22 protein-coding genes and 4 tRNA genes are annotated in these 25221 nt (G+C 49.4%); 9 read left to right on the forward strand and 17 right to left on the reverse strand.

Annotated elements, in window-relative coordinates:
* Positions 1 to 273 precede the first annotated feature (273 nt).
* From ACOQOZ_RS03980 to ACOQOZ_RS04010, 7 genes are all read right to left on the reverse strand, one after another.
* A tRNA-Leu gene (locus ACOQOZ_RS03980) sits at positions 274 to 359 on the reverse strand.
* A 74-nt stretch (positions 360 to 433) separates the two neighbouring features.
* A tRNA-Cys gene (locus ACOQOZ_RS03985) sits at positions 434 to 507 on the reverse strand.
* Between the two features lie 29 nt (positions 508 to 536).
* Positions 537 to 612 (reverse strand) — tRNA-Gly (locus ACOQOZ_RS03990).
* Positions 613 to 744: 132 nt separating this feature from the next.
* Positions 745 to 1293, reverse strand: coding sequence for a CDP-diacylglycerol--glycerol-3-phosphate 3-phosphatidyltransferase (gene pgsA, locus ACOQOZ_RS03995; protein ID WP_420590987.1), 549 nt, complete (start codon positions 1291 to 1293; stop codon positions 745 to 747).
* Between the two features lie 33 nt (positions 1294 to 1326).
* Positions 1327 to 3153 (reverse strand): excinuclease ABC subunit UvrC, encoded by a 1827-nt coding sequence (gene uvrC, locus ACOQOZ_RS04000; protein WP_420590988.1) that lies wholly within the window; start codon positions 3151 to 3153, stop codon positions 1327 to 1329.
* Positions 3153 to 3815: a UvrY/SirA/GacA family response regulator transcription factor gene (gene uvrY / locus ACOQOZ_RS04005; RefSeq protein WP_420590989.1), complete on the reverse strand. Its 663-nt coding sequence runs from the start codon at positions 3813 to 3815 to the stop codon at positions 3153 to 3155. The genes uvrC and uvrY overlap by 1 nt, the downstream gene beginning before the upstream one ends.
* A gap of 92 nt (positions 3816 to 3907) precedes the next feature.
* Positions 3908 to 6625, reverse strand: coding sequence for a GNAT family N-acetyltransferase (locus tag ACOQOZ_RS04010; protein ID WP_420590990.1), 2718 nt, complete (start codon positions 6623 to 6625; stop codon positions 3908 to 3910).
* Between the two features lie 77 nt (positions 6626 to 6702).
* On the opposite strand from ACOQOZ_RS04010, the gene ACOQOZ_RS04015 reads away from it, so the two are divergent.
* Positions 6703 to 7626 carry a histone deacetylase family protein gene (locus ACOQOZ_RS04015; protein WP_420590991.1) on the forward strand — a complete coding sequence of 308 codons (924 nt, stop codon included), beginning with the start codon at positions 6703 to 6705 and terminating at the stop codon, positions 7624 to 7626.
* A 112-nt stretch (positions 7627 to 7738) separates the two neighbouring features.
* The gene (locus ACOQOZ_RS04020; protein WP_420590992.1) at positions 7739 to 7972 is read left to right on the forward strand and encodes a hypothetical protein; all 234 of its coding nucleotides are present in this window, start codon (positions 7739 to 7741) and stop codon (positions 7970 to 7972) included.
* Positions 7973 to 8174: 202 nt separating this feature from the next.
* Here ACOQOZ_RS04020 and ACOQOZ_RS04025 read toward each other — a convergent pair.
* A tRNA-Ser gene (locus ACOQOZ_RS04025) sits at positions 8175 to 8265 on the reverse strand.
* A 157-nt stretch (positions 8266 to 8422) separates the two neighbouring features.
* Between ACOQOZ_RS04025 and tusD the strand changes: the two genes are divergently transcribed.
* Genes tusD through ACOQOZ_RS04040 form a run of 3 tightly spaced genes read left to right on the forward strand, consistent with a single transcriptional unit; the run spans position 8423 to position 10473 of the window.
* Positions 8423 to 9187, forward strand: coding sequence for a sulfurtransferase complex subunit TusD (tusD, locus tag ACOQOZ_RS04030; RefSeq protein ID WP_420590993.1), 765 nt, complete (start codon positions 8423 to 8425; stop codon positions 9185 to 9187).
* Position 9188: 1 nt separating this feature from the next.
* The gene (locus tag ACOQOZ_RS04035; protein WP_420590994.1) at positions 9189 to 9500 is read left to right on the forward strand and encodes a TusE/DsrC/DsvC family sulfur relay protein; all 312 of its coding nucleotides are present in this window, start codon (positions 9189 to 9191) and stop codon (positions 9498 to 9500) included.
* 13 nt (positions 9501 to 9513) lie between these two features.
* Complete coding sequence (locus ACOQOZ_RS04040; protein WP_420590995.1) at positions 9514 to 10473, forward strand: glycosyl transferase family protein; 960 nt, start codon at positions 9514 to 9516, stop codon at positions 10471 to 10473.
* Between the two features lie 90 nt (positions 10474 to 10563).
* Here ACOQOZ_RS04040 and ACOQOZ_RS04045 read toward each other — a convergent pair whose 3' ends face one another.
* The 7 genes from ACOQOZ_RS04045 to ACOQOZ_RS04075 form a co-directional block, all read right to left on the reverse strand.
* Positions 10564 to 12183 (reverse strand): methyl-accepting chemotaxis protein, encoded by a 1620-nt coding sequence (locus tag ACOQOZ_RS04045; protein WP_420590996.1) that lies wholly within the window; start codon positions 12181 to 12183, stop codon positions 10564 to 10566.
* Between the two features lie 94 nt (positions 12184 to 12277).
* Positions 12278 to 13654: a siroheme synthase CysG gene (gene cysG / locus ACOQOZ_RS04050; RefSeq protein WP_420590997.1), complete on the reverse strand. Its 1377-nt coding sequence runs from the start codon at positions 13652 to 13654 to the stop codon at positions 12278 to 12280.
* 44 nt (positions 13655 to 13698) lie between these two features.
* Positions 13699 to 14985 carry a serine--tRNA ligase gene (gene serS, locus ACOQOZ_RS04055; RefSeq protein ID WP_420590998.1) on the reverse strand — a complete coding sequence of 429 codons (1287 nt, stop codon included), beginning with the start codon at positions 14983 to 14985 and terminating at the stop codon, positions 13699 to 13701.
* A 47-nt stretch (positions 14986 to 15032) separates the two neighbouring features.
* A complete protein-coding gene (gene crcB / locus ACOQOZ_RS04060) occupies positions 15033 to 15407 on the reverse strand; it encodes a fluoride efflux transporter CrcB (protein ID WP_420590999.1) in 375 nt (124 codons plus the stop codon).
* Positions 15408 to 16763: a replication-associated recombination protein A gene (locus tag ACOQOZ_RS04065; protein WP_420591000.1), complete on the reverse strand. Its 1356-nt coding sequence runs from the start codon at positions 16761 to 16763 to the stop codon at positions 15408 to 15410.
* A 33-nt stretch (positions 16764 to 16796) separates the two neighbouring features.
* On the reverse strand, positions 16797 to 17435 hold the full coding sequence (gene lolA / locus ACOQOZ_RS04070) for an outer membrane lipoprotein chaperone LolA (RefSeq protein ID WP_420591001.1): 639 nt from the start codon (positions 17433 to 17435) through the stop codon (positions 16797 to 16799).
* Positions 17436 to 17495: 60 nt separating this feature from the next.
* Positions 17496 to 20258 (reverse strand): DNA translocase FtsK, encoded by a 2763-nt coding sequence (locus ACOQOZ_RS04075; protein WP_420591002.1) that lies wholly within the window; start codon positions 20256 to 20258, stop codon positions 17496 to 17498.
* Between the two features lie 54 nt (positions 20259 to 20312).
* Here ACOQOZ_RS04075 and aat point away from each other — a divergent pair, with 54 nt between their 5' ends.
* The 3 genes from aat (at position 20313) to infA (ending at position 22057) form a co-directional block, all read left to right on the forward strand.
* Positions 20313 to 21029: a leucyl/phenylalanyl-tRNA--protein transferase gene (aat, locus tag ACOQOZ_RS04080; RefSeq protein WP_420591003.1), complete on the forward strand. Its 717-nt coding sequence runs from the start codon at positions 20313 to 20315 to the stop codon at positions 21027 to 21029.
* Positions 21026 to 21730, forward strand: a complete 705-nt coding sequence (locus ACOQOZ_RS04085; protein WP_420591004.1) for an arginyltransferase — start codon at positions 21026 to 21028, stop codon at positions 21728 to 21730. The genes aat and ACOQOZ_RS04085 overlap by 4 nt, the downstream gene beginning before the upstream one ends.
* Before the next feature lie 108 nt (positions 21731 to 21838).
* Positions 21839 to 22057, forward strand: coding sequence for a translation initiation factor IF-1 (gene infA, locus ACOQOZ_RS04090; protein ID WP_028292799.1), 219 nt, complete (start codon positions 21839 to 21841; stop codon positions 22055 to 22057).
* A 53-nt stretch (positions 22058 to 22110) separates the two neighbouring features.
* Here infA and clpA read toward each other — a convergent pair whose 3' ends face one another.
* Positions 22111 to 24372, reverse strand: coding sequence for an ATP-dependent Clp protease ATP-binding subunit ClpA (gene clpA, locus ACOQOZ_RS04095; RefSeq protein ID WP_420591005.1), 2262 nt, complete (start codon positions 24370 to 24372; stop codon positions 22111 to 22113).
* A 15-nt stretch (positions 24373 to 24387) separates the two neighbouring features.
* Positions 24388 to 24747, reverse strand: coding sequence for an ATP-dependent Clp protease adapter ClpS (gene clpS, locus ACOQOZ_RS04100; protein WP_420591006.1), 360 nt, complete (start codon positions 24745 to 24747; stop codon positions 24388 to 24390).
* 217 nt (positions 24748 to 24964) lie between these two features.
* Between clpS and cspD the strand changes: the two genes are divergently transcribed.
* Positions 24965 to 25219 carry a cold shock domain-containing protein CspD gene (gene cspD / locus ACOQOZ_RS04105; protein WP_420591007.1) on the forward strand — a complete coding sequence of 85 codons (255 nt, stop codon included), beginning with the start codon at positions 24965 to 24967 and terminating at the stop codon, positions 25217 to 25219.
* Positions 25220 to 25221 lie beyond the last annotated feature (2 nt).

Consider the following 25221-nt stretch of genomic DNA (forward strand, 5'->3'; position numbering starts at 1 on the left):
AATCCGTCGCCTCTTTTAGTGAACAGATCATCAACCAACAACCCTTTAATTGCTACCAATTGCCATTAAATCCATACCTAATACCGATACGTTCGAATTATTCCGAGAGTGCATCTGACAATATTCGTACATCGTGGAATAACCATGGAAACTATCACAATAAAGCTGGGCGGCAGAAAATCGACCGCAAAAATTCAAGCAGCATAGAGCTAAACAGAGAACAAAACTGGTTGTTTGGAGTACAAAAGATATAAGAAAAGGAGGGTTATAAAATGGTGCCCGGGGCCGGACTTGAACCGGCACGTACTAAGTACGGGAGATTTTAAGTCTCCTGTGTCTACCAATTCCACCACCCGGGCATCGGGGTCGACTGAAAAGTCGATGCAGTATGTCACTGCCAGGAATCTATCGTTTTAATCGATCACTTAATAAGTGGAGGCGCGAGCCGGATTCGAACCGGCGTCAGCGGATTTGCAATCCGCGGCATGGCCTCTTTGCTATCGCGCCATTATCGATTGAACTTCCCAGAGAGAAGTTGGAGCGGGAAACGAGATTCGAACTCGCGACCCCGACCTTGGCAAGGTCGTGCTCTACCAACTGAGCTATTCCCGCTAAACGATGGAGCGCATTTTAGAGATTACGTTCCTGAAGTCAACTGTTTTTTCTTACTTTTTAAGCACTTAGCGAATTTTTTATGAATTTGTTTGAGAATCAACCAACTAGCACCAGCGAGTAACGTAATCGTCAGTTACTGGCACGCAAATCTGGCCAGGCCGCTTTGAGGTACACAAACATCGACCAGATAGTAAGGATGGATGCACCAAACAGAGAGATCCAACCAACAATTTCGACGTAGGGATGTACGCCACCGGCCATCAGGAAGAAAATCGCTGACATCTGCAGGAACGTCTTCACCTTACCAACATAACTAACCGCAACACTGGCGCGCTTACCCAGCTCAGCCATCCATTCGCGCAGAGCAGAGATCACAATCTCACGACCAACAATAATCATTGCAGGAATGGTCAGCCAGATGGTGGAGAACTCCTCGACCAACAGAATAAACGCCACCGCCACAATCAGCTTATCAGCCACAGGGTCAAGAAATGCTCCCAGAGGCGTGCTCTGATTCAGCTTGCGGGCGAGGTAACCGTCAAACCAATCGGTCACCGCGGCCAACCAGAACAACAGTGCTGCCCACAACTTCCCTTCTTCACCCAACCAGTAGAAGCAGATCACCATCATTGGAATCATGATGATACGGCCCAGGGTAAGGATGTTTGGCAAATTCATGTCTTTCTACTCCTGATGCTTACCGCGCGAAAATTATTCACCATGTAATTGGGCAAATATTTGTCCGGCAAGCTTTTTACTGATTCCGGGAACCTTCTCCAGTTCCTCGCGACGCGCACTGCGCATATTTTTTAAGCTGCCAAAGTGCAGCAACAACTCTCGCCGACGCTTCGGGCCGACGCCTTGTAATTTTTCCAAGCCGGACTCACCACGGCTTTTTGCTCGCTCCTTACGATGGCCGGTGATAGCAAAACGGTGCGCTTCATCGCGAACCATCTGCAGTAGGCGAAAACCTTCATCGTGAGCGTCGGGCATTATAGGGCGAGTTGCATCCGCTTCCCATAGAAATTCCCAGCCTGATTTTCGCGTCTCACCCTTGGAAATACCAAATGCAGCCACCTTATCTTCCAGCTCCAGACCAATGAGTACATCAGCAATTCGGTTAATCTGCCCTTTACCACCATCAATTAATAATAAATCGGGCAAATCCTGTTGTTCTTTTAACCGTGTCAGGTGCCTGGTTACCGCCTGATCAAGTGCTGCGTAATCATCTCCGGCTGCCACGCCTTTAATGGCGAAACGACGATAGCGTGATTTTGTTAAGCCTTCTTCCTCACCATAAACAACGCAGGAGGCATAGGTTGCTTCGCCTTTGGAATGGCTGATATCAAAACATTCGATGCGCCTAGGCACGCTTGGCAAGGTCAGCAGATCAGCAACTTTCTCAAGTTTATTTAATGCCGCCTGACGCCCGGAAATTTTGGTTTGGGCACCGGTGCGGGCATTTTCCTGAGCCATATGCAGCCACTGACGATTTGATCCCCGTAATCCCAAAGAGTGTTGAACTTTTTTCTGGAAATGTATTTGAATAGCTTCAAGCAGTGGCTCTACCTGTTCTTTCTCAACATCCAGAATCAGGTCTTTAGGCAAACCATCAACGGCATGGTCGGCAAGGTAAAACTGACTGATAAATTCGGTCAGCAATTCGTTCAATTCTTCGCCCGCTTTATTCTCAGGGTAAAAATTCTGGCTTGATGTCAGGCGACCATTGCGGAATGTCAGACGATGAATACAAATGATTTCCTGCCAGTCGACAATCCCCCAGGCGTCAGCATTACCCGAACCACCATCGACGAATTGTTTTTCCTGAATGCGGCGCATCATTTCAATCTGATCGCGTAATTCTCCGGCGCGTTCAAAATTCAGTTTTTCCGCTTCTTGCTGCATTTCATCCTGCAGCAATTGAATTAACTCGCGACTTTTACCTTGTAAGAACAGGCGCGCGTGCTCGATATCACGCTGATAATCATCTTTTGAAATCTTGCCAACACAAGGTCCGGAACAGCGTTTAATTTCATACTGCAAGCATGGCCGGCTGCGATGATTAAAGTAGGAGTCTTCACAAGAACGCAGCATAAACAGTCGCTGCAAATGATTCAGTGCTTCACGCACCGCACCGCTGTTGGGATACGGGCCAAAATAACGACCGTCTTTTTTACGCTTACCGCGACGATAAGCAAGCAATGGATAATCGTGATCGGATAAATGCAAGAACGGATACGACTTACCGTCTTTCAGCAGGATGTTGTACTGGGGTTTATGCTGCTTGATTAATGTTTGCTCAAGCAGGAGTGCTTCCGCTTCATTAGCCGTCACCGTCACTTCGATATGATGAATATGACTGACCAGAGCCACGGTCTTGGTGTTCAGACCCCGGGCGCGAAAATAGCTGGAAACACGATTTTTGAGATTTTTAGCCTTACCGACGTAAAGCAGCTCGCCATCTTCTGCGAACATACGATAAACCCCGGCACGTTGGCTCAGGGTTTGGAGGAATGCCGCAATATCAAACTCCGCCATCAGGCGGAGGCACCGGAATCAACTGTACCCGGATCAACCAGGCCATGGCGCATTGCCAGTAGCGTTAATTCAACGTCACTTTCAATATCGAGTTTATCAAAGATGCGATAGCGGTAACTGTTCACTGTTTTCGGACTGAGGAAGAGCTTTTCGCTGATAGCCTGAACTTTCTGACAGCCAACAATCATCAATGCAATCTGCATTTCCCGTTCAGACAATTCATCAAACGGCGATGTCTGATCCTGCTGAAACGGCTTTAACGCCATACGCTGGGCAATTTCAGGACTGATGTATTTTTGTCCGGTCTTCACCTTGAGAATCGCGTTATACATTTCTGCGGCATCAGCACCTTTGGTGATGTAGCCGCTGGCACCAGCCTGTAACAACCGCGAGGCGAACGGATTGTCGTCACACGCGGTCACGGCAATCACATGCACATCAGGGTTCTGACGTAAAATTTTCCGGGTTGCTTCCAGGCCACCGATGCCTGGCATGCGAATATCCATCAGGATAATATCTGGCGGAGTTTCCTTGGCGAACTGGACCGCATCTTCCCCACTTGCGGCCTCTCCGATCACCTCAATGCCATTCTGATCAGCAAGGATTCGCGATATTCCTGAGCGAACCAATTCGTGATCATCAACGACCAAAACCTTAATCAAAGGTAACTACCTCACTTTTACTGTCTGTCCGCTACCACACTAAAACGGTTTGTTTGTAATTATTATAAGTTTAATCAACGCGTGTTATTGCATCATGACAAAGGCAACATTTTTTTGCGTTGCCACCCGTATTTTAACGGGTTCAAATTTTTACCAACTTCAACAACGCCTTCTTCCATATTGGTATGCAAGCTGAAACCAAGACGTTCACAGAGTTTGAGCATACCAGAGTTATGCGGTAATACTGTACCAATTATCTGCAATACCCCTCGATTTTTCAGGTATTCAATAATTTCGCTCATCAATCGATGCCCCAGTCCTTCACCACGACAATCGTCATCGATGATCACTGCGTACTCAGCGGTCACATCATCCGGATCAATCCAGACCCGCACGACGCCGTACAACTTACCATCGCGCATGGCAACAAATGCCATTTCCCGGTCGTAATCAATCTGGGTAAAGCGCGCCAGCTCTTTATGATCGAACTGTCGGCGTGCCGTAAAGAATCTCAATCGCAATGATTCCGGGCTCAGTCGCTGGTAGAAAGCCTGCAGCAGCGGTTCGTCTTCACCCCGAATCGGGCGTATACGATAACCATTACCCTGTTTGCTTTCATACAAGGTTTCCAACTCGACCGGGTACGGCAATATGGCGCTCTTTAATGGGTGGCCAACCTCACCCGCCACACCAATCACCCGATAGCGTCCAACCTGACGACGAATGGCATTGGCTTCAAAACCTGCCAGCCAGGGATGATTCAATGCCATGTGTGACAGTGCCACCAACCAACGCTCCAGGGTTACCAACTCACGCTCGATATTATCGGAGCGCTCGTTGAGGACACGATAGAAGTGACTGCGCTTAATCAGCTTCTCCGCCAGATTGGCATTTAACGGTGGCAAGGCAACCTGGCGATCCACCAGAATATCTGCGGTCGAGCCTCCGCCACCAAAAAAGATATAAGGACCAAGTTCACGATCACGACCAATACCGAAGGAAAACTGCAGATTGTCCAACGCGCGGTATTGTTTCTGCACGGTATAACCCAGCACCGGGCTGTCTGGAAAAGCAGCTGCAATGGCTGATTCGAGTTTCTCAGCTGCCGGCAGCAATTCCTGCTTACTATAGAGTTCACGGGTTACCGCACGTAGACGTTCGCGAGGGTTATTGCCGTAAGCAAACGGATACAGGTAGTCGCGGTGATGAACACGCAACACCCATGGTTTTTCGATGTCGTCCGCCGTCTCCAGCATCGTCGCCATATCCGGGCTGTAATGGTTTTCCGAAATGGCAAAGCCATACGCTTCGAGCAAATCCCAGGCGTAATTAGGTAACAGGTAATCTCCCGGACGATGCTCTTTGCGAATGACCGCATCGACCTCTTCATGAGCGGATGAAATCGGAATTTCCAGACTTTCCGGGGTCTCTCGCAGCAAGTCCTGGGTTCTCTGATGCTGCACCATATACATGTACGACTTGATGGCGTTATCAGGAGTGTCGAATGTTGGTACACCGTGCTTATCAAAATACTCACGCACCGGCTCGGCGGTGTATTCACCCATCCAGCTGGTAAGAATGGTTTTTGGCGTTTTCTTTGACACCTCAACCAGCGCCTTAGCATTTTCCATTGGATCAGAACCAAGACTTGGAATATGAACAACCAATACGGCATCGACACCGCGATCACGAACGATGGTGCTGACCACTGCGGATAATTGTTGTGCTTTTAATTCCGGGTTCAGCAGAACCGGATTGTCGGTCTTAACGTATTCCGGTAATAACCCACGCAAATGAGTGCGGGTATCAGAAGATAACTCAGCCAGCTGGCCGTTATCGTGAATCAGGCGATCCATGGCCAGGATGGCAGGCCCACGACCATTGGCAACAATCGCTAGTCGCGGTCCAAAGTTTTCACGCCGTGGACTCAGGGCATCAACACAATCAAATAATTCATCGGTGGCAGACACACGCAGAACACCAGCGCGCGCCAGCGTTTCATCGATCAGCGTATCGCGGCTACGCAGGCCCTTTGGAGTCTCAATACGATTGAGCGGACTTTCCTGAAAGCGATTGCTTTTAACTGCCAGCACCAGCTTATGACGAGAAGCTGCGCGCAATGAACGCACCAGCGCCTTACCCGAACCGATTTCATCAAGTTGAATCAGAATCGTACGCACATGAGGTTCTTGTACGATGTAATCGATCAGATCCGGCAGAATAACGTCCTGGCTTTTACCCAGAGTTAATACGTGGGAAAAACCAATATTACGGCTGTAGGCCCAATCCATGACGCCAGACGCCAAGGTTCCCGACTGCCCGATGTAGGCAATATTGCCTTTTTTAACCGGAACATGCAGGAAGCTGGCATTCAGATTACGCCACGGCACAACCATCCCGAGACAATCTGGCCCCAGGATTCTCATGCGGGTTTGCTCAATCACCTGATCGAGGCGATCAGAAGACGGACGAAACTGCCAGGAGCGCGCCCGGGCGATACCGCCAGTTAACAGCATCGCGGCACCGACACCTTTCTTATGCAACTGCTTAATAATTTTGGGGACGGTATCCGCTGGAGTACAAATAATTGCCAGATCAGGAACTGAATCCAGCTCACCAATGCGGGACAACGCAGGCAAGCCATAAATGGATTTATACCCACGACTGTTGACCGGGATTATTTGTCCGCTGTATTGACCACTCTGCAGATTCTGTACGATGGCTCCGCCGAGACTCCCCTGTCGTTCCGAAGCACCAATGACGGCAATGCTGGTAGGTTGAAAGAAGAGTTCTAACGAACGTGTACCCATATCAAGTGATCCATAAGTTTAGTTGCGTACAGTAGTAACGCGGTTACACTGACGAAAATTACTAAAGCAAGCGCATTATGACGACTGCCTATTATACATTCGAACAGCATTTTGCTCACAATACCGGTGACGACCACCCCGAGCATGCCATGCGCCTACTTGCCATTGAGCAGGGCCTGAAACAATCCGGGTTATGGCAAGAGTTGGACATTATTCAGGGAAGTATGGCTCATACACCGGATATTTTGCGAGCTCACAGCCACGGCTATTATGACCAATTGCAACTGATACAACCTGAGCAAGGTCATATTTATGTTGATGAAGACACACCAATGGCCCCCGGCTCTCTGGAAGCGGCACTGTATTCAGTAGGTACATGCACCCAGGCACTGGACGATGTATTGCATCGCGACAGCCAGCATTGCAATGCTTTCGTTGGCGTCCGCCCGCCCGGCCATCATGCCGAACACAAAAAAAGCAAAGGCTTTTGCTTCTTTAACAATATCGCCATTTGCGGCTTACGCGCCGCTGATATACACCACCTTCAGCGCGTGCTGATCATCGACTTTGATGCCCATCAATGCAACGGTACGATTGACATCCTGGCAAACGACCAGCGCTTTCTGATCTGCTCCAGCTTTCAGCACCCGTTCTATCCAAACTCTCACTATCAGGTCGGCCTGCACAATAACGTTCTGAACGTACCAATGGACGCAGGCACCGGCAGTCAGGAATTTCGAGACAAAGTGACCGATGCTTGGGATGACGCCATCCGCAAGTTTGCACCAGAGCTGATATTAGTATCGGCAGGTTTTGATGCCCATGAGGCTGATCCCATGGCAGAGCTGAACCTGCAAGATAACGATTACACCTGGCTGGGCAACTGGATTGGTGAAATTGCCGCCAATCGCAATACTCCGGTACTGTCTTTATTAGAAGGCGGTTACGATTTGAACGCTCTGGCAAGATCGGTAGTCAGCTACATTCGGGCAATGCAGTAAAAAAGCATCAGCCCCGATTACGTTGCGAAACATTCGCACACACAAACACGCTATTTCTGCTTTCGCTTTGTCGGCATGCTGTAAGAAAGTCAGCAGATGAAGCGAAGACAGTATGGCAGGCACCCAGGCACCACATTCCGAACTGGGCACTCAGCAACACCAGATGCTTTCCAGTATTCGCCGTCGCTGGCAACGCTGGAGCGGCTGGATCAAAACAAGCAAGCAGTCGTTTCCGATACCTGATCTGCGCTCGAATCACCTGACCCGCCTGATTAAGGCCGAATGGCTGGTTATCAGCCTGTTATTTACCTGGTCGAGTTTTCTTCTTCTCTCTGCACTCAATTGATATTGCCACTTCGACTTCTTACGAAGTGGTGCTTTTCAGGCATCTCAGCTAGCCGCTCTAACAAGCTCTATTGCTCGCCACAACAAACAAGCATGACAAAAGCCGTACGCGAAAGATAAAAGTTTTGGATAACTGAGGCTAAGAAGAAACTTAAGAAGCAGAAATGAAAAAGGCCTGCTCAATGAGCAGGCCTTTTAGAATATGGCGGAGGGATAGGGATTTGAACCCTAGATAGGCTATTAACCTATGCCGGTTTTCAAGACCGGTGCTTTCAACCGCTCAGCCATCCCTCCGAACGCGAGACGTATAATACCCTGAGAATTTTTTACGTCAACACTTATTTTAAAAAAAGTTCATTAAATCAATGCGATACGCTTTTCTGCTGGATCGTTTCTTTCTTTCAGGATTACGGGCAATTATCATACAGGCTGTCCAAACAGAGTTTTTATCATGGCTCGCACCTCGATTTTCCTGAATCAAAGCCCTTTTACCTTTAATAGCCACCTGCAGGCCATGGATTACATTCGTAACCTGCCCACCACAGAGCTACTCGAACGAGTCTTCTTTTATCAGGATGCCACTCTGGCCGGTTTGAAAAACCAACAACCGATACAAGGCCAGGCCAGTATTATGGAGCTCTGGCAGGAGCTCGCCAGTGAACGTGGCTTCGCACTACAAAGCTGCATCGCCAATAGCTTGCGTCGCGGTATCTTTAATGAAGAAGAAGCACAACGTTACGATCGCCAGGCCAATCTGGCGGATCAATTCGAACTTACCGGACTGGGTGAAATGGCAGAAGCGGTGATCAGCAGCGACCGTATTGTTCAGTTCCCGCACATTAAACCGATTGAGGCTCCACAGTCCGAAGCGCAGGATATTGATCTGCTGATACACATTACCAGTAAGCCAACACTGGACCTGGAGCCACTGGAGCTGGCGATGGCCTGCGCAGCATTCGAACAACAGGTTGCTTTGGTTTTTTCTGGTGAAGGACTCAGCTGGTTAATTAAGAATCAAGCGCCACAGCGCCCCGGCGGCAAAGCAGCTGATAAGCTGATTAAGGCATTGGCGATGTACGATTGTGATCAGGTTTATTTTTTTACCGCAAAAGATAATGAACAACCGGATGCCGAATTAGTAAACAATGTCGAGCAAATCCCATTACAACAGAGCTATGCCCTGATCGCCCAAAGCAAACATCAACTGACTTTTTGATATGATCCCTGAAACCGACAAAGACGGCTTTTTAGCCAACCTGGACGACTGGAATAGCGCAGTTGCTGATGAACTCGCTGCATCCGAAGGTATTTCATTAACCGAAGCCCACTGGGAAATCCTGAACGCATTACGTTCGTTTTATCAGGAGTTTGATGTTTCTCCAGCGATGCGCCCGTTGAGCAAATATCTCAAACTGCATCTGGGTGCAGATAAAGCCAGCAGCATTTACCTGCTCCGGCTATTCCCTGGTAGCCCGGCAAAAATAGCGGCAAAAATAGCAGGACTGCCACGTCCTGAAAATTGTTTATAACCGAGAAGTTTTGATGGAAAAGCACGATTTAGCCGAATACGTTCGTATTCTGGCCCGGGGTAAAAATGCTAGCCGGCACATGACCCTCGAAGAAGCGCATTACACCATGAGCAATATGCTGAAAGGCAACTACCACCCGGAACAGCTCGGTGCCATTTTTATGCTGATGCGCGTTCTGGAAGAAGATTCTCAGGAAATTGCCGGTTTCGCTAAAGCCATCAATGAATATTTACCCGATACGCTGGAAGCCGATCTGATCTGGGCCAGCTACGCTGGTAAACGCCGCCAACCATTCTGGTCGCTGCTATCCGCTCTGCTGCTGAGTGAAATGGGCTATAAAATTCTGTTCCATGGCAGCCTGTCTCATACTGAAGGTCGTGTTTACCTGCACGAGGTATTTGATCAATTTGGGCTGCCACAACTGAAGTCTGCAGAAGAATTTGCGCAGCATAACCTGGCATACCTGCCCTGCTCCGCCATTAACCCAAATCTACAGGATTGGCTGCTGCTGAAATCAGTCCTAGGCGTTCGCTCGCCGATCAACACCGTTTTAAAAACCGTTTCGCCAGACCATATCCCCAGCGTTCAGGGAATTTTCCATCCAAATTACCGCGCTTTACATTGCGATGCGGCTCAGCAACTGGGCCATGATGCTCTCGTCATTAAAGGTGAAGGCGGTGAATTTGAGGTCAACCCGGAGCGCAAGTGTATTGCTCAGTACTGCTTTAACGGCGAACAGGGTGAGATTTCCATTGCCAATGATCAAAGCCTGTTTGAAGACAAACCCGGCGATCCCTCCCCTCAACACCTGCTGGATTTCTGGCGTGGAGAACTGACAAGCCGTTATGCCAGCCAGGCCGTGTTAAAGACTGCCGCTCTCGCCTTGTGTGCCATCGAAAAAAACAGCGACTTTGATTCCGCGTTAAAACGCTGCGAACAAGCATGGCAACAGCGCGATACCAAGCGCCTGTAATATTCCTGGTAGAAATTCAGACAATAAAAAGCCCGGCTACTCTGCCGGGCTTTTTATTTGATGCTTATCGGCGAACAATCTGGGCTCGCATTACACCTTAAACTGATCGGTTACTTTCTGCAGCCGTCTGGATATATCGGTAAGCGAGCGACTCGCTGCCTCTACCTGGGTCATACTGCTCATCGCCTGTTCAGACCTGTCTTTAATACCAATCACATTGTCTTTGATGCTGTAAGCCGCTTGCTCCTGATGCTCAGTTGCGCTGGCAATCTGTGAATTCATCTGACTGATCGATCCTACCTTCTCAGTGATTGCCTGCAGGCTTTCGTCGGTGCGCGCCGCTTGTGACACACTATTCTGCGCCCGATCCTGGCTTTCGCTCATCACAGAGACTGCTGATTGAGCCGCACCCTGAAGCTGCTCAATAACCGCCTGAATTTCCTGAGTCGAGTCCTGGGTACGGGACGCCAGAGTACGAACCTCATCAGCCACCACCGCAAAGCCACGCCCCTGTTCACCAGCACGAGCAGCTTCAATAGCAGCATTCAGTGCAAGTAAGTTTGTCTGCTCCGCAATGCCTTTAATCACGTCTAGAATGCTACCGACGTTGGCAGTATCCGCTTCCAACTGACGAATCACGTCACTGGCACGCTCCACTTCTCCGGCCAGGCCATTAATGCTGGCCACGGTTTCGCTCACAATGGCACGCCCTTCTTTGGCTGCAACGTCGGCCTCGGTTGCAGCTTTTGCCGCCGAGTTAGCGTTACCGGAAACTTCTTTAACACTGTCCACCATATCTTCCACAACACGGGACACTTCTTCGGTGGCCTGATTCTGACTCGCCGCAATTTGAGATGTCTTACTGGTCAGGCTTCCAAGATCGTCTGAAACCCCAGCCAATGGCCGGGTCGAACTCACAACCTCTCCGATGTTCTGATGCAGCTTGTCGACAAATTGATTGAACCAATCAACAACATCTCCCAACTCATCATTTGAGGTTTTCTCAATACGCTGGGTCAGATCCCCATCACCGGTTGCAATACCTTTTAATGAACGAACAAGACGTTTAAGCGCAGTATCAATCACCGAGCTGGTGGTCCAGGCAAAAAATGCTAAAACCGCAACCGTGACGACAGTGATGGTTACTCCAACAGACGTGGCGTTTTGAGCAGCCTGGTTAGATTCATCTACTGTGCTGTTAAACGCCGCCAAGCCTGCCTCTGAATAGGTCTCCATCAGCGCTTTCACTTTTTCCAGATTGGTATTCATCTGCTGAACGGCTGAAGGCATCTGAGAAGGGTCAAGCGTGCCCTGCAACATCCCTGCTGAAAGCCCTTTTGCTGCAGAAAAGTAAGCCTCAAACGCATTGCGTGTGGCGGTCACATCACCAGAGCGTTCAGCCCAGATGCGCTCCAGCATATCGAGACTGTTATTGACCTGGCCTTTAATCTTTTCAGCGTTATTTACAAAGTCCATTTCCCCCGTGCTGACGGCAGTAGAGAACAGCTCTTTAATCTGTTCAAGCCTCACCAGGTTTGACTTGGAGTCCTGAACTACCGGGAAAAACGTTTGTTGAATTTTTTGCAGACGCTCAGAGTTAGCGCTGTTGATGTTGCCGTTAACCACAAGGCTGATAATAAACCCGATAACGGCTACGCCAGCTAACGACAGAATTTTTGCCTTGATGCTTAATGAACTCAGGAGATTCATGCTCATTCCCATAGATTTTATTACTCTCTGGGAATAAGCATAGTAGATATCAGTAGAAGTACCGATTTTTTGACGCTATTGATAGCGGTTTAAGTTATTGACGCCAATTCAAGCGATCGTGAAGTGAAACAACGCTACCAATAATGGTTAATGTCGGCGCCTGAAGGCTGTTGTTTGCGACGTATTCCGGCATGTCACGGATGGTCGACACATGAACCTTCTGATCCGGTAGTGTGCCTTTTTCGACCAACGCAATTGGCGTGTCTGCCGCCATGCCATGGTCCATCAATTGCTGACAAATCAGAGGAATACCCGTCAATCCCATATAAATGACCAAAGTCTGGTGCGGATGAATCAATTCATTCCAAGGGAGGTTGCAGCTGCCATCCTTAAGGTGACCCGTGACAAACCGAACACTCTGGGCATGATCACGATGAGTCAATGGAATGCCCGAGTACGCCGCACAACCACTGGCTGCGGTAATTCCGGGAACAACCTGAAACGGAATGCCTGCTGCTGCCAACTCCTCGATCTCTTCTCCACCACGACCAAAGATAAAGGGATCACCGCCCTTTAAACGCAATACCCGTTTACCTTCTTGAGCGGACTGAACCAATAATTGATTAATACCATCCTGTGGCACGGCGTGATCACTTTTGGCTTTACCTACATAAAATTTTTCAGCATCCGGCGAGATAAACTCGAGAATTCTCGGATTCACCAGGCGATCGTAATAAACCACGTCAGCACTTTGAATCAGACGCAGTGCACGAAACGTCAGCAAGTCCGGATCACCAGGCCCGGCTCCAACAAGATAGGCTTCACCCGCAGCAGAGTCGGCACCATCAACCAAAGCTTCACTCAGACTTTCAGCACGCTCATGCTGACGCGACAAAATCAGTTCTGGCACATTACTGTGAATCCAGCGACGCCAGAATGCTGCACGTTCTCTTGCCGGCAACTTTTGTTTGATGCGATCCCTTAATGATTGCATCAGCTTGCCAAGATCCGCGTATTCCAATGGCAGAAATGCTTCCAGTCGCTCTTTCAGATAGCGCGTTAACGCTGGCGATGCGCCACTGGTAGAAACAGACACTAGGACCGGTGAGCGGTCAATCACCGCCGGAAAAATAAAGTCATTACTGCTGGTCTGATCGACACGACACACTTTGCGATTTTCTGCCCGGGCCTTATCTGCCAGCGCCTGATTTAACTCGCTGTTATCAGTCGCTAACACGACGTATTCAGCATTGCCGAAATCAAGCTGCTGATCGGCCATGGCTTGATGCCAGGTAGCCTGAGCAGCCTCAGATACCTGCTGCTGTAATTCAGCAGGAAGTTCGGGAGCAATGATTGATACCGTAGAACCAGCAGCAATCAATGTGCGGATTTTGCGCTGGGCGATATTGCCACCACCCACCACAACAAAGGAGGTATTATCCCCCCGGAGTACGAGGGGTAAATTCATCATCAGATCTGATCTCTCATCAATCGTCTGTAGAGCAAAAGCGCCGATTAAGCAGCGCTGATAACTTCCAGACCACCCATGTATGGGCGCAGTGCTTCAGGGACAATAATCGACCCGTCTTCTTGTTGATAGTTCTCCAGAACGGCAACCATAGTACGGCCAACCGCCAGACCAGAACCATTCAAGGTGTGTAACAGTTCCGGCTTATTGGTTTCAGGATTACGCCAGCGGGCACCCATACGACGCGCCTGATAATCTTCAAAGTTTGAGCAGGAAGAGATCTCACGGTACTTCTGCTGACCTGGCAGCCAAACTTCCAGATCGTAGGTTTTCGCGGCGGAGAAGCCCAGGTCACCGCCACACAGAATAACTTTACGGTATGGCAGATTCAGTTTTTGCAGAATGGTTTCAGCGTGCCCGGTTAACTCTTCCAGAGCGGCATCAGACTGGCCAGCCTGAACAAACTGAACCAGCTCAACTTTGTCGAACTGATGCTGACGGATCATGCCACGAGTATCACGACCATAGCTGCCCGCCTCTGAACGGAAACATGGCGTATGCGCTACTTTTTTAATCGGCAGGTCTGCAACTGAGATCGTTTCGCGCAACAGGTTTGTTACCGGTACTTCCGCAGTTGGAATCAGGTAGAGATCTTTATCACCCTGAGCATTCGGGATTTTAAACAGATCTTCTTCGAATTTAGGCAGCTGACCTGTCCCTTCGAGAGCGTCTTTATTGACCAGATAAGGCGTGTAGGTTTCTTCGTAACCGTGCTCTTCACTATGCGTGTCCAGCATAAACTGAGCCAGTGCACGATGCAGGCGCGCCATCTTGCCAGACATAGCAACAAAACGAGACCCAGCTACCGTGGCACCTGCATCGAAGCTCAGCCCCAGAGGCTCACCCAGATCAACGTGGTCTTTTGCTTCAAATGCGTACTGGGTTGGCTCACCCCAAACGGATACTTCAACGTTGTCTTCTTCGTCGTTGCCGTGTGGCACTTCGTCACGAGGAACGTTCGGAATGCTCATCAGCAGCTCACGGAGTGTTTGCTCTGCCTGTTTAGCCGCCGCTTCCGCTTCGGTGATATCGGCATCAATGCTGCCCATCACCTGAGCTTTGGCATCTTCTGGCGACATGCCCTGGCCAATCAACGCACCAATCTGTTTCGACGCCTTTTTCTTCTCGGCTTGCAATGCCTGCGCCTTGGTTAACGAAGCCTTACGCTCTTCGTCCAGGCGCTTGAATTCGATATCGTCAAAGGTAAATCCTTTTTTCGCCAGGCCTGCTTTTACCTGATCCAGATTGTCGCGAATAAATTTGATGTCCAGCATTCGTCTGCTTCTACTATTCCAGAAAAATTAAAGAATCTTTTAAAAAATTAACTGATCGATTTTGATAGCCACATGCCCGCCAGCGTTGCGAACAAACATCCCGCCAGGCTGATTCCCATATAACTGAATGCAGCCAGCCAGCGCTCTTGCTGCAACATGGAAATACTTTCCAGGGAAAAGGTGGAAAATGTGGTAAATGCGCCGAGGAATCCCACCATCGCTAACTGCTTATGGTGATCACCGCCCCACTGATGCTCCACTAGCCAGATGTAGGCTATGCCAATGGCGAAGGAGCCTATCAGGTTCACTGACAGGGTGCCATAGGGAAAAGGCTTATCCATCCATTTAAAGATCGCAGTGGCAACCAGGTAACGAGACATCGCTCCCAGAGCACCGCCCAATCCAATCCAAAGTAACGGCATTTAATCTGATTCCGGTGATCCTGTTGGCTGACTCATATCATCAGCATATCGTTGTTGCGAAGAATGCTGATTGAGCTGACGCAGGTGTTCCAGCTTTTGTCCGATTTTACCTTCAAGGCCACGAGGTGTCGGCTCATATAGTCGGGTATGTCGAATCTCTTCAGGAAAATAATTTTCGCCCGCAGCAAACGCCTCCGGCTCATTATGAGCGTAACGATACTCAGCGCCATAACCGGACTCTTTCATCAATTTGGTAGGAGCATTACGTAAATGAAGCGGTACATCATAGCTGGGCTGCTCCGACACTAACGCCCGTGCTTTGTTATAGGCCATATACACTGCATTGCTTTTCGGAGCACACGCAAGGTAGGTAACCGCCTGCGCGATCGCGAGCTCACCTTCCGGGCTTCCAAGGCGGGTTTGCACATCCCAGGCATTTACACACAAATCGAGCGCACGAGGGTCGGCATTGCCAATATCTTCTGACGCCATACGTACAACCCGCCTTGCGATGTACAAAGGATCACACCCCCCATCCAGCATGCGAACAAACCAATACATAGCGGCATCTGGGTCTGACCCCCTGACCGATTTATGCAGTGCTGAAATCTGGTCGTAAAAGGCCTCGCCACCTTTATCAAAACGGCGCAGATTATTAGCCAGCAGCTGATCAACCACATCCAGATCAAGTCGGTTTTCTGCCTTGGCCAGTTGCAGAGCAAATTCAAGCAAATTGAGAGATTTACGGGCATCACCATCCGCCACCTGGGCGATACGACGTACAGCTTCCGATTCGACTTCCGGAGCTTTATCCAGCTTCAGCAAAGCCTGGTTTAACACCTGCTCGATCTGCTCGGGTGATAAACTTTTGAGAATATACACCTGCGCTCGTGACAGCAGTGCATTATTCAGTTCAAACGATGGATTTTCAGTCGTTGCGCCAACGAACAGGAAAGTCCCGTCTTCAACATACGGCAGAAAAGCGTCCTGCTGCGATTTATTGAAGCGATGGACTTCGTCGATAAACAGAACCGTCTTACGACCTGCAGCACGACTTTGCTGAGCACGCACAACGGCTTCGCGAATGTCTTTAACACCGGACATCACAGCACTGATTGTCAGGAAGGTTGCATCAACGTAATGCGCTATCAACCTCGCCAGCGTGGTTTTACCAACTCCAGGCGGCCCCCAGAATATAATGGAATGCAGCTCACCATTATCAAGGCTGCGGCGCAGCGGCGTGCCAGGGCCAACGACATGCTCCTGACCGACGTATTCATCGAGAGTTACTGGCCGCAGGCGAGAAGCCAGAGGCTCATAAGCTGGCTCTGCCGAGCCAAACAAATCATCAGTCAAAGCAGCATTTCACCTTAATCAAATAGCCAGTCATCAAAATGACTTTCTGCCATCAATAACATCCACACCCTCAGGCACATCAAAGATAAAAGCCTGCTCATCGATCGCTTCGTTGGCTTTTTGCTCGCTAAAAGCGATTTCTGTAACCTGGCCCGCGGCATCAAAAATCATCATGCGCTGCAGAATTTTTCCTTCATAGTGGAATTCCAATGACTGGAACAATTGGCTTGGATCTTTAGGCACCAGCTGAAACAACGAGTTTTTGCCGCTGGCTTCATAACTCACCACAAAGCTGGCATCAATCTGATCGGTATCACCACTCAACAATAACGCCGGCGTTTCCTGAACCCGCTGATCCATATTGCGAATGGTCACCTGTTCCAGATCCATATCGTACACCCAGATAAGCTGGCCATCCGATACCACCAACTGAGCGTAAGGATCTTCAGTTTCCCAACGCATTTTTCCCGGCTTTGCGACGCTGAGGGTGCCCTGCATCTGCTGCAGGATCTCACCACCCTGAGCTCTGGAGGTCTGAACGAAAGCCGCTTGAAAATTCTCCATCCCCTGCAATTTTGCCAGAAACTCTTTCAGACCAGAGCTCTGCGTATCAGCCGCCAATGCGAGTGAAGACATAAAAAAAGAGAAAACCAACATAACACGAGTGAACATATTTTTGGGCATTCCTGTTGCTGAATGTTTTTGAGTTTATTTAATACTTTTTAAGTGTATTTATTGCGGTGCAGCACGGGCAATGACTTCCCGCGCACCATTGTGAGCCGGAGGTGAAACCACCCCTGACGCTTCCATCGTTTCAACCAGACGTGCTGCCCGGTTGTAACCAATTCTCAACTTCCGCTGAACCGAGGAAATCGAGCATTTGCCCGACTCAGTGACAAAGGCAACCGCCTGATCATAAAGGTCATCTTTTTCATCCCCACCTTCCATTCCCGGAACACCGTCACCTTCGCTCCCTTGAGTAATCTCTTCGATGTACTCAGGCTCACCACGCTGCTTCCATTCCGCAACCAACCGATGCACTTCGTCATCATCAACAAAGGCACCATGAACACGCTCAGGCAATGCACTGCCCGGTGGCATAAACAACATATCACCGTGACCGAGTAACTGCTCCGCGCCACCCTGATCAAGAATGGTTCGGGAATCAATTTTTGACGAAACCTGGAATGCAATCCGGGTCGGCACATTCGCCTTAATCAAACCCGTAATGACATCCACAGACGGTCTTTGTGTCGCCAGAACCATATGAATACCGGCTGCACGGGCCTTTTGTGCAATCCGCGCGATCAGCTCCTCAACCTTTTTGCCAACCATCATCATCATGTCGGCAAACTCGTCGATCACGATCACAATGTAAGGCAAAGGCTCCAGCGTTGGCGGCGTGGTATCAAATGACTTATCAATTTGCCAGGTAGGGTCAACAATCGACTCTCCGGCCTCCATTGCATCTTTCACTTTTTTGTTAAAGCCCGCGATGTTTCGTACGCCCATCGCAGCCATCAACTGATAACGACGCTCCATTTCTTCAACCGACCAACGCAGGCCGTTGTGAGCCTCTTTCATATCGGTAATCACAGGCGTCAGAAGGTGTGGAATGCCCTCGTAAACTGATAATTCGAGCATCTTTGGATCGACCAGAATCAGTCGCAATTCTTCTGGCGTCGCTTTGAATAGCAGCGACAATAACATCGCGTTCACACCCACCGACTTACCCGAGCCTGTGGTGCCCGCGACCAACATATGTGGTGCTTTAGCTAAATCCGTTACGATTGGATTACCGCCAATATCGTGGCCCAACGCGATGGTCAGGGGCGACTTGCTCTTATCGTATTCTTTTGAAGCCAATACCTCAGAGATACAAACCATGGCGCGATTTTCATTCGGCACCTCGATACCCATAACGGATTTACCGGGAATAACCTCTACGACACGTACCGCAACCATTGCCATGGAACGCGCCAGATCGCGTGCCAAGCCGGAGATCTTACTGGCCTTCACACCTGGTGCAGGCTGAATCTCGAAACGAGTAATGACCGGGCCTGGCGCAACGGCAGTAACTTCAACCTTAACGCCAAAATCTGCCAGCTTCTGCACCAGCATCTGAGACATTTCCTGCAAGCGCTCAGGAGCAAAACCAGCCCCCTGATCCGTTCTTGGTGGATCCAGCAGTGCGATCGAAGGTAGCGGCTGATCAGACTTAAATAAGTTACCCTGCAGTTCACGGGTCGCGCGCTCAGACAAACCAGTATCTTTCTTTTCCAACGGCTGAATCGGAATTTCTTTGTCTGCAACCTCTTGCTGAGCAGCGCCACCGTTCAGCAGCTGTAGCTCCGGCTTACTGGCCTGCTGAGACTTAGCGGTTGCAACCTTAGGAATCAAACCACTCGCAAGCGTGTCAGAAGCTTCCTGTTGATTTGATTGCTTCTCTCTGCGAGTGACCTCAACGGCTTCTTTTCCCGCAGCATTCGATACGTCCGCAATCGGTTCTTCAACAATGTCATCGACAACAGGTGGAACATCGTGAAAATTACCGTCGAGCGACAAGTCGGCAACAGGATCACCTGGCACACCTGCATCCTGAGGCGAAAAGCTGAAGTTCTCTGTATCCAAAAGCTGGGGTTCAGCACGCTCTGAGTGTTCGGACAGAGTATTGTCCTGCGCTACATCAGCCGCCTTTTTTCTCCTGATCTTTTGTTTCAGGCGTGCGAACACTCCTTCTCGCTGTTTCTCAGGGCTACTATCAGCGCTCTCTGCTTCGCCGCCCTCAGGAGCAGTAACCTCTTGTGATGCTTCCGGCACCTCAACGGGTAACTGATTTGGTTCAGCACTTTCTCGGGAAGCCTTCTCACGAACAAATCGCTGCGGCAATCCCATCAAAAAGCCGCCGATGCTTTCAAACAGCGCCAACCAGGAAAATTCCAGAAACAGCACCAAACCCAACGCCAATGTCGCGGTTGTTATAACAACAGAGCCAGCAAAACCAAACAACGGCCAGAGCATCGCCATCAACGTCTGCCCAAGTGCTCCACCAGGGCCTGCCGGTAGCCAGGCAGATTGCCAGACACTGACGTCTGCCAGCGCACACAAGCTGGCAACTGTTATCAATATACCGACGAGGCGAACATACCAATGCCCGACATCGCTCTTACGTCGTCGAAAAAGCAGTCCCAGTCTGGCAATGATCAACAGGGGTAATGCAAATGCAAGAAAACCAAAGGCATGAAAAAGGAAATCGGCGATGTACGCACCAACCTGACCGGCGGCGTTAGACCCGGATGATTGGCCAATAGCCGCCCAGCCACTTTGCTCAGGGGAATAAGAGCCCAGCGCGAGCAACAGCAACAACGAGCCTACCAGCAGTAAAAGAAATACCGCATCCTGGCGTTTTTTCCATTTGGGTGGCCTGATGTCCGAATTCTCATTGCCATCTGGCGGAGTAACATCAAGATCTTGAGAAGACTTATCCTCGGACAAATCGCGTTCCTGTTACACTAACTAGTAAATCGCAGAGTTTACCACGGGTTTTACATGATTGATTGGTTGGATGACACACAACCGCCGAAATTCCCAAAGACCAGCCAGGCACTGAATGATCCCAACGGTCTGTTGGCCGCCGGCGGCTGCTTGTCACCGCTATGGCTTGATGAGGCATACCGCAATGGCGTGTTCCCCTGGAATGACCCTGACGAAGTTCGGTTATGGTGGTCTCCAGCACCCCGGGCGGTGATTACCCGAGACTCATTCCGCATCTCAAGAACGGTACGCAAACTGATTAAACGCCTTAATAAACAAACAATCACCCTTAACCAGGCATTCGATCAGGTTATCGATAGTTGCGCAGAGCCCAGAGATTATCAGCAAGGAACCTGGATCGACGAAGACATCCTGCATCACTACAAGCAACTCAGGCTGAACGGCCGCGCCCTGAGTATTGAACATTGGAGTTGCGACGGCGAATTGATAGGCGGCTGTTATGGTGTTGTAAAAGGTGCGGTATTTTTTGGCGAATCGATGTTCTCCAGAGAACCCAATGCCTCAAAAATAGCCTTCGCAGTTGCTGCACCTGCTTTGTTTAACGCAGGCATCCAACTAATCGACTGCCAGATGCACACCGATCATCTGGCCCAATTTGGCGCTCAGGAAATTGATCGACACCATTTTGAAACACTTCTTCAGCAGCACACTCAACTTGCAACCAGCTTGAAGCTACCAACCGTTATCGATATAGCGAAGTACAAGCAATGAAACAGATACGCGTCTTTCTGCCACACGAGAGCCATACGTGTTCGTATCTGCCTCAGTTTCGCTCACGTAGCTTATATGTCGATCCAAGAATAGATCTGAGCCAAGAAGAACTGTCACTTCTTAATCAAAATGGTTTTCGCCGGAGCGGCAAAGTTGTTTACCGCCCAGAGTGCCCAAACTGCAACGCCTGCACCCCGCTGCGAATACTTACCGACGATCTGAATTTCAGTCGCTCCCAAAAACGCATCATGAAACGCAATCGAGATCTGGAACTGAGAGTCGAAAGCCCGGTCGACGGTGCCCTTCACTACCCGATCTACGAAAACTACATTATTCAGCGCCATTCTGACGGTGACATGTTCCCGCCGTCCTTTGATCAGTATCAGGGATTCCTGCTTGAAGACTTTGGCACAACCCGTTTTTTATGTGCCTACAAAGACAACCACCTACTGGGTGCGCTGGTTTTCGATCAGCTTGATGACGGACTTTCGTCGGTCTACTGTTTTTTCGATCCCGATCAATCAAAACGCTCCCCGGCAATGTTTCTGATACTATCGCTTTCCACGATAAGTAATCAACTTGGGCTGCCGTACAATTATCTGGGATATCAGGTAGATGGCTGCCAAAAGATGGCTTACAAAAGCCAATTTTCGCCACTGGAAGCGCTAATTGATGACGAGTGGCAGGCGATTCAGAGATAGCCCTTTGCTTTTACAGAGAATTGAGGCAGAATGCGCGCGCACTGCACTAACCAAGTAGGTGTTGTACTAACCAAGCGGGCATAAGCTCAGCGTCTAAACAGGTGACGAATGGCAAAAGATGATCACATTGAAATGGAAGGCGAAGTAATCGATACCCTTCCAAACACTATGTTCCGTGTAAAACTGGAAAACGGACACGTAGTTACTGCTCATATTTCAGGCAAGATGCGTAAAAACTACATCCGCATCCTGACCGGCGACAAGGTGAAAGTGGAATTAACGCCATACGACCTGAGCAAAGGCCGCATCACCTACCGAGCCCGTTAATTCAGGCTCGACGTTTGCCTCTGAACTCCAGAGGCAAACGAAGTAAAGTTCCGTTAAGCAGGAACCTCCTCCACCAACTCAATCGCAATATCCCCGTCCTCTACCAGGATATCAACCTCTCCACCGTGATCAGCCAGATCACCAAACAGAATCTTCTCTGCAAGCGGTTTCTTGATTTTATCCTGAACCAGACGATTCATTGGACGAGCGCCCATTTTTTCATCGTATCCGTGCTCACCAAGCCACTGCTTAGCTTCTTCAGATACATTTAACATGACACGCTTCTCATCCAATTGACCCTGCAGCTCCGTTATAAACTTATCAACGACATGCAGAATCGTATCTTTTGACAAAGGAGCAAACTGAATCACAGAGTCCAGGCGATTGCGAAACTCCGGCGTGAAGACTTTCTTCAACTCTTCAGCACCATCCGTCGAATGGTCCTGATGAGTAAAGCCAATGCTGTTACGGCTCATCATCTGAGCTCCTGCATTGGTCGTCATAATCAGAATTACATTGCGGAAATCAGTCTTGCGACCATTGTTATCGGTCAACGTGCCATGATCCATCACCTGCAGCAAGATGTTAAACACCTCTGGGTGAGCCTTCTCGATTTCATCAAGCAGCAGCACACAATGAGGGTTTTTGTTCACCGCTTCCGTTAACAAACCACCCTGGTCATAACCGACGTAACCAGGAGGCGCACCAATCAGGCGCGATACCGTATGGCGCTCCATATATTCCGACATATCGAAACGAACCAATTCCATCCCCATAACAGACGCAAGCTGTTTTGAGACTTCGGTCTTACCAACACCGGTCGGACCTGAAAACAGGAAGGAGCCAATAGGCTTTTCCGGAGAATTCAGACCAGCGCGCGACATTTTAACGGCGGTAGACAAGCTTTGAATCGCTTCATCCTGGCCAAACACCACCATGGATAACTTATCTTCGAGCTTAAACAACAATTCTTTATCCGATGCCGACACAGATTTTGGTGGAATACGGGCAATCGAAGCAACAACCTGTTCAATCTCTCCAACACCAATAACCTTTTTGCGCTTGCTCTGCGGTAACAAATGCTGCTGAGCACCCACCTCATCAATAACATCAATCGCCTTATCAGGCTGATTGCGATCATTAATGTAGCGATCTGCTAATTCTGCCGCCGCCTTCAGCGCTTTATCTGTGTAGCGAATTGCATGATGCTCCTCAAAACGCGACTTCAGCCCTTTAAGGATCTTATAAGTGTCATCTACAGAAGGCTGAGCGACATCGATTTTCTGAAAGCGCCGCGTCAGAGCACTATCTTTCTCAAAAATGCCACGAAACTCGGTAAAAGTTGTCGACCCTACGCAACGGATCTCACCGGAACTGAGCAGTGGTTTAAGCAGATTACTGGCATCCATAACACCACCCGATGCCGCACCTGCACCAATAATCGTGTGGATTTCATCGATAAACAGTATGCCGTGAGGCTGTTTCTTAAGCTCAGCCAGCAGGGCTTTAAAGCGTTTTTCAAAATCGCCGCGGTATTTGGTTCCGGCCAGCAACGCACCCATATCCAGGCTATAAACTACAGCATCCTTGATAACTTCCGGCACATCCTGATCAACAATACGCTTAGCAAGACCTTCCACAATGGCCGTTTTGCCAACACCGGAATCACCAACCAACAGCGGGTTATTTTTACGACGGCGTGCAAGAATCTGCACCAGGCGTCCAACCTCGAAGTCCCGCCCAATCAGCGGATCGATTTTGCCTTCTTTCGCTACCTTATTGAGATTCGTAGCGTAACCTTCCAGCGCGTTTTTGCCGCTGCTTTCGCCCTCTTCTTCTGGCGACTCAGCCATCTGGTCGGAGCTTTCTTCCGGCCCCGATACTTTAGAAATACCGTGGGAGATATAATTCACAACATCGATACGAGCGATATTCTGCTGCTTCAGGAAATACACAGCCTGACTTTCCTGCTCACTGAATATAGCGACCAGCACATTAGCGCCAGTAACCTCAGACTTCCCGGAAGACTGAACATGGAATACTGCACGCTGCAGCACTCTCTGAAATCCAAGTGTTGGCTGAGTTTCTCGCTCCAGATCAGACTCCGGAATCAATGGGGTTGTAGAGTCGACAAACTCCTGCAGGTCTTTTCGCAGTTTGATAACATCCGCACCACAGGCTTCAAGAACCCGTCCTGCAGCGTCATTGTCGAGCAGAGCCAGCAACAAGTGCTCTACCGTCATAAACTCATGACGTTTGGTGCGAGCTTCCTTGAACGCTTCATTCAGTGTTTGCTCTAACTCACGATTCAGCATAGCGCCTCCTAAGCGTTAATCTTCTACCGGTGCAATTTCACACATCAGCGGATGCTGGCAGTCTCTTGCATATTGATTCACTAAAGCGGCTTTAGTTTCAGCAATATCACGCGTGTAGATTGCACATACAGCACTGCCCTTGTTATGGACGGTGAGCATGATCTGGGTCGCTTCCTCAGAACCCTTGTTAAAAAAGCTCTGCAAAACTTCGACCACAAATTCCATCGGCGTGTAATCGTCATTCATCATAATGACGCTGTACATCGAAGGACGCTTAAGTTCCGGCTTTGCCGTCTCAAAAGCTACGTTACCTTCGTCGCCGTAATCCGGTTCATCATTATGTAATTCTAGTTGAGATTTAGGGTTATGAAGCATGGAGGTCTGTAAATGGTGGATAAAGGCTTATGATACTCTGCCACACACAACGCTCCAACCACTGAAACAAGCTGATCCCGCAGAAACAATCTGTGCCGAATACTTGACGAAATCTGGAGTGGCGCGTAGGGTTACAAAAAACGCCAGGACGGTGACACTCCAAATAACCTCTTGGTAATAAATGCCCGGTTTTAAAGGCTTGCAAAGGAGGTTCAGGATGAAAACAGGGACAGTAAAATGGTTCAACAATGCAAAGGGCTATGGCTTTATTCTGGCGGATGACAGTAATGAAGATCTCTTTGCTCATTACTCGACCATCCAGATGGATGGCTACCGCACTCTCAAGGCTGGCCAGGCCGTCCAGTTCGACACAAAACCCAGCGACAAAGGCACCCACGCGATCAACATTCGCGCTCTGGAGTCTGAATCCAATACCGTAATAGAAGAAAGCCCACAACTGGAAGAGGCTTAACC

This window comes from Bacterioplanoides sp., from assembly GCF_965219715.1.
Classification (GTDB): Bacteria; Pseudomonadota; Gammaproteobacteria; order Pseudomonadales; family Oceanobacteraceae; genus Bacterioplanoides.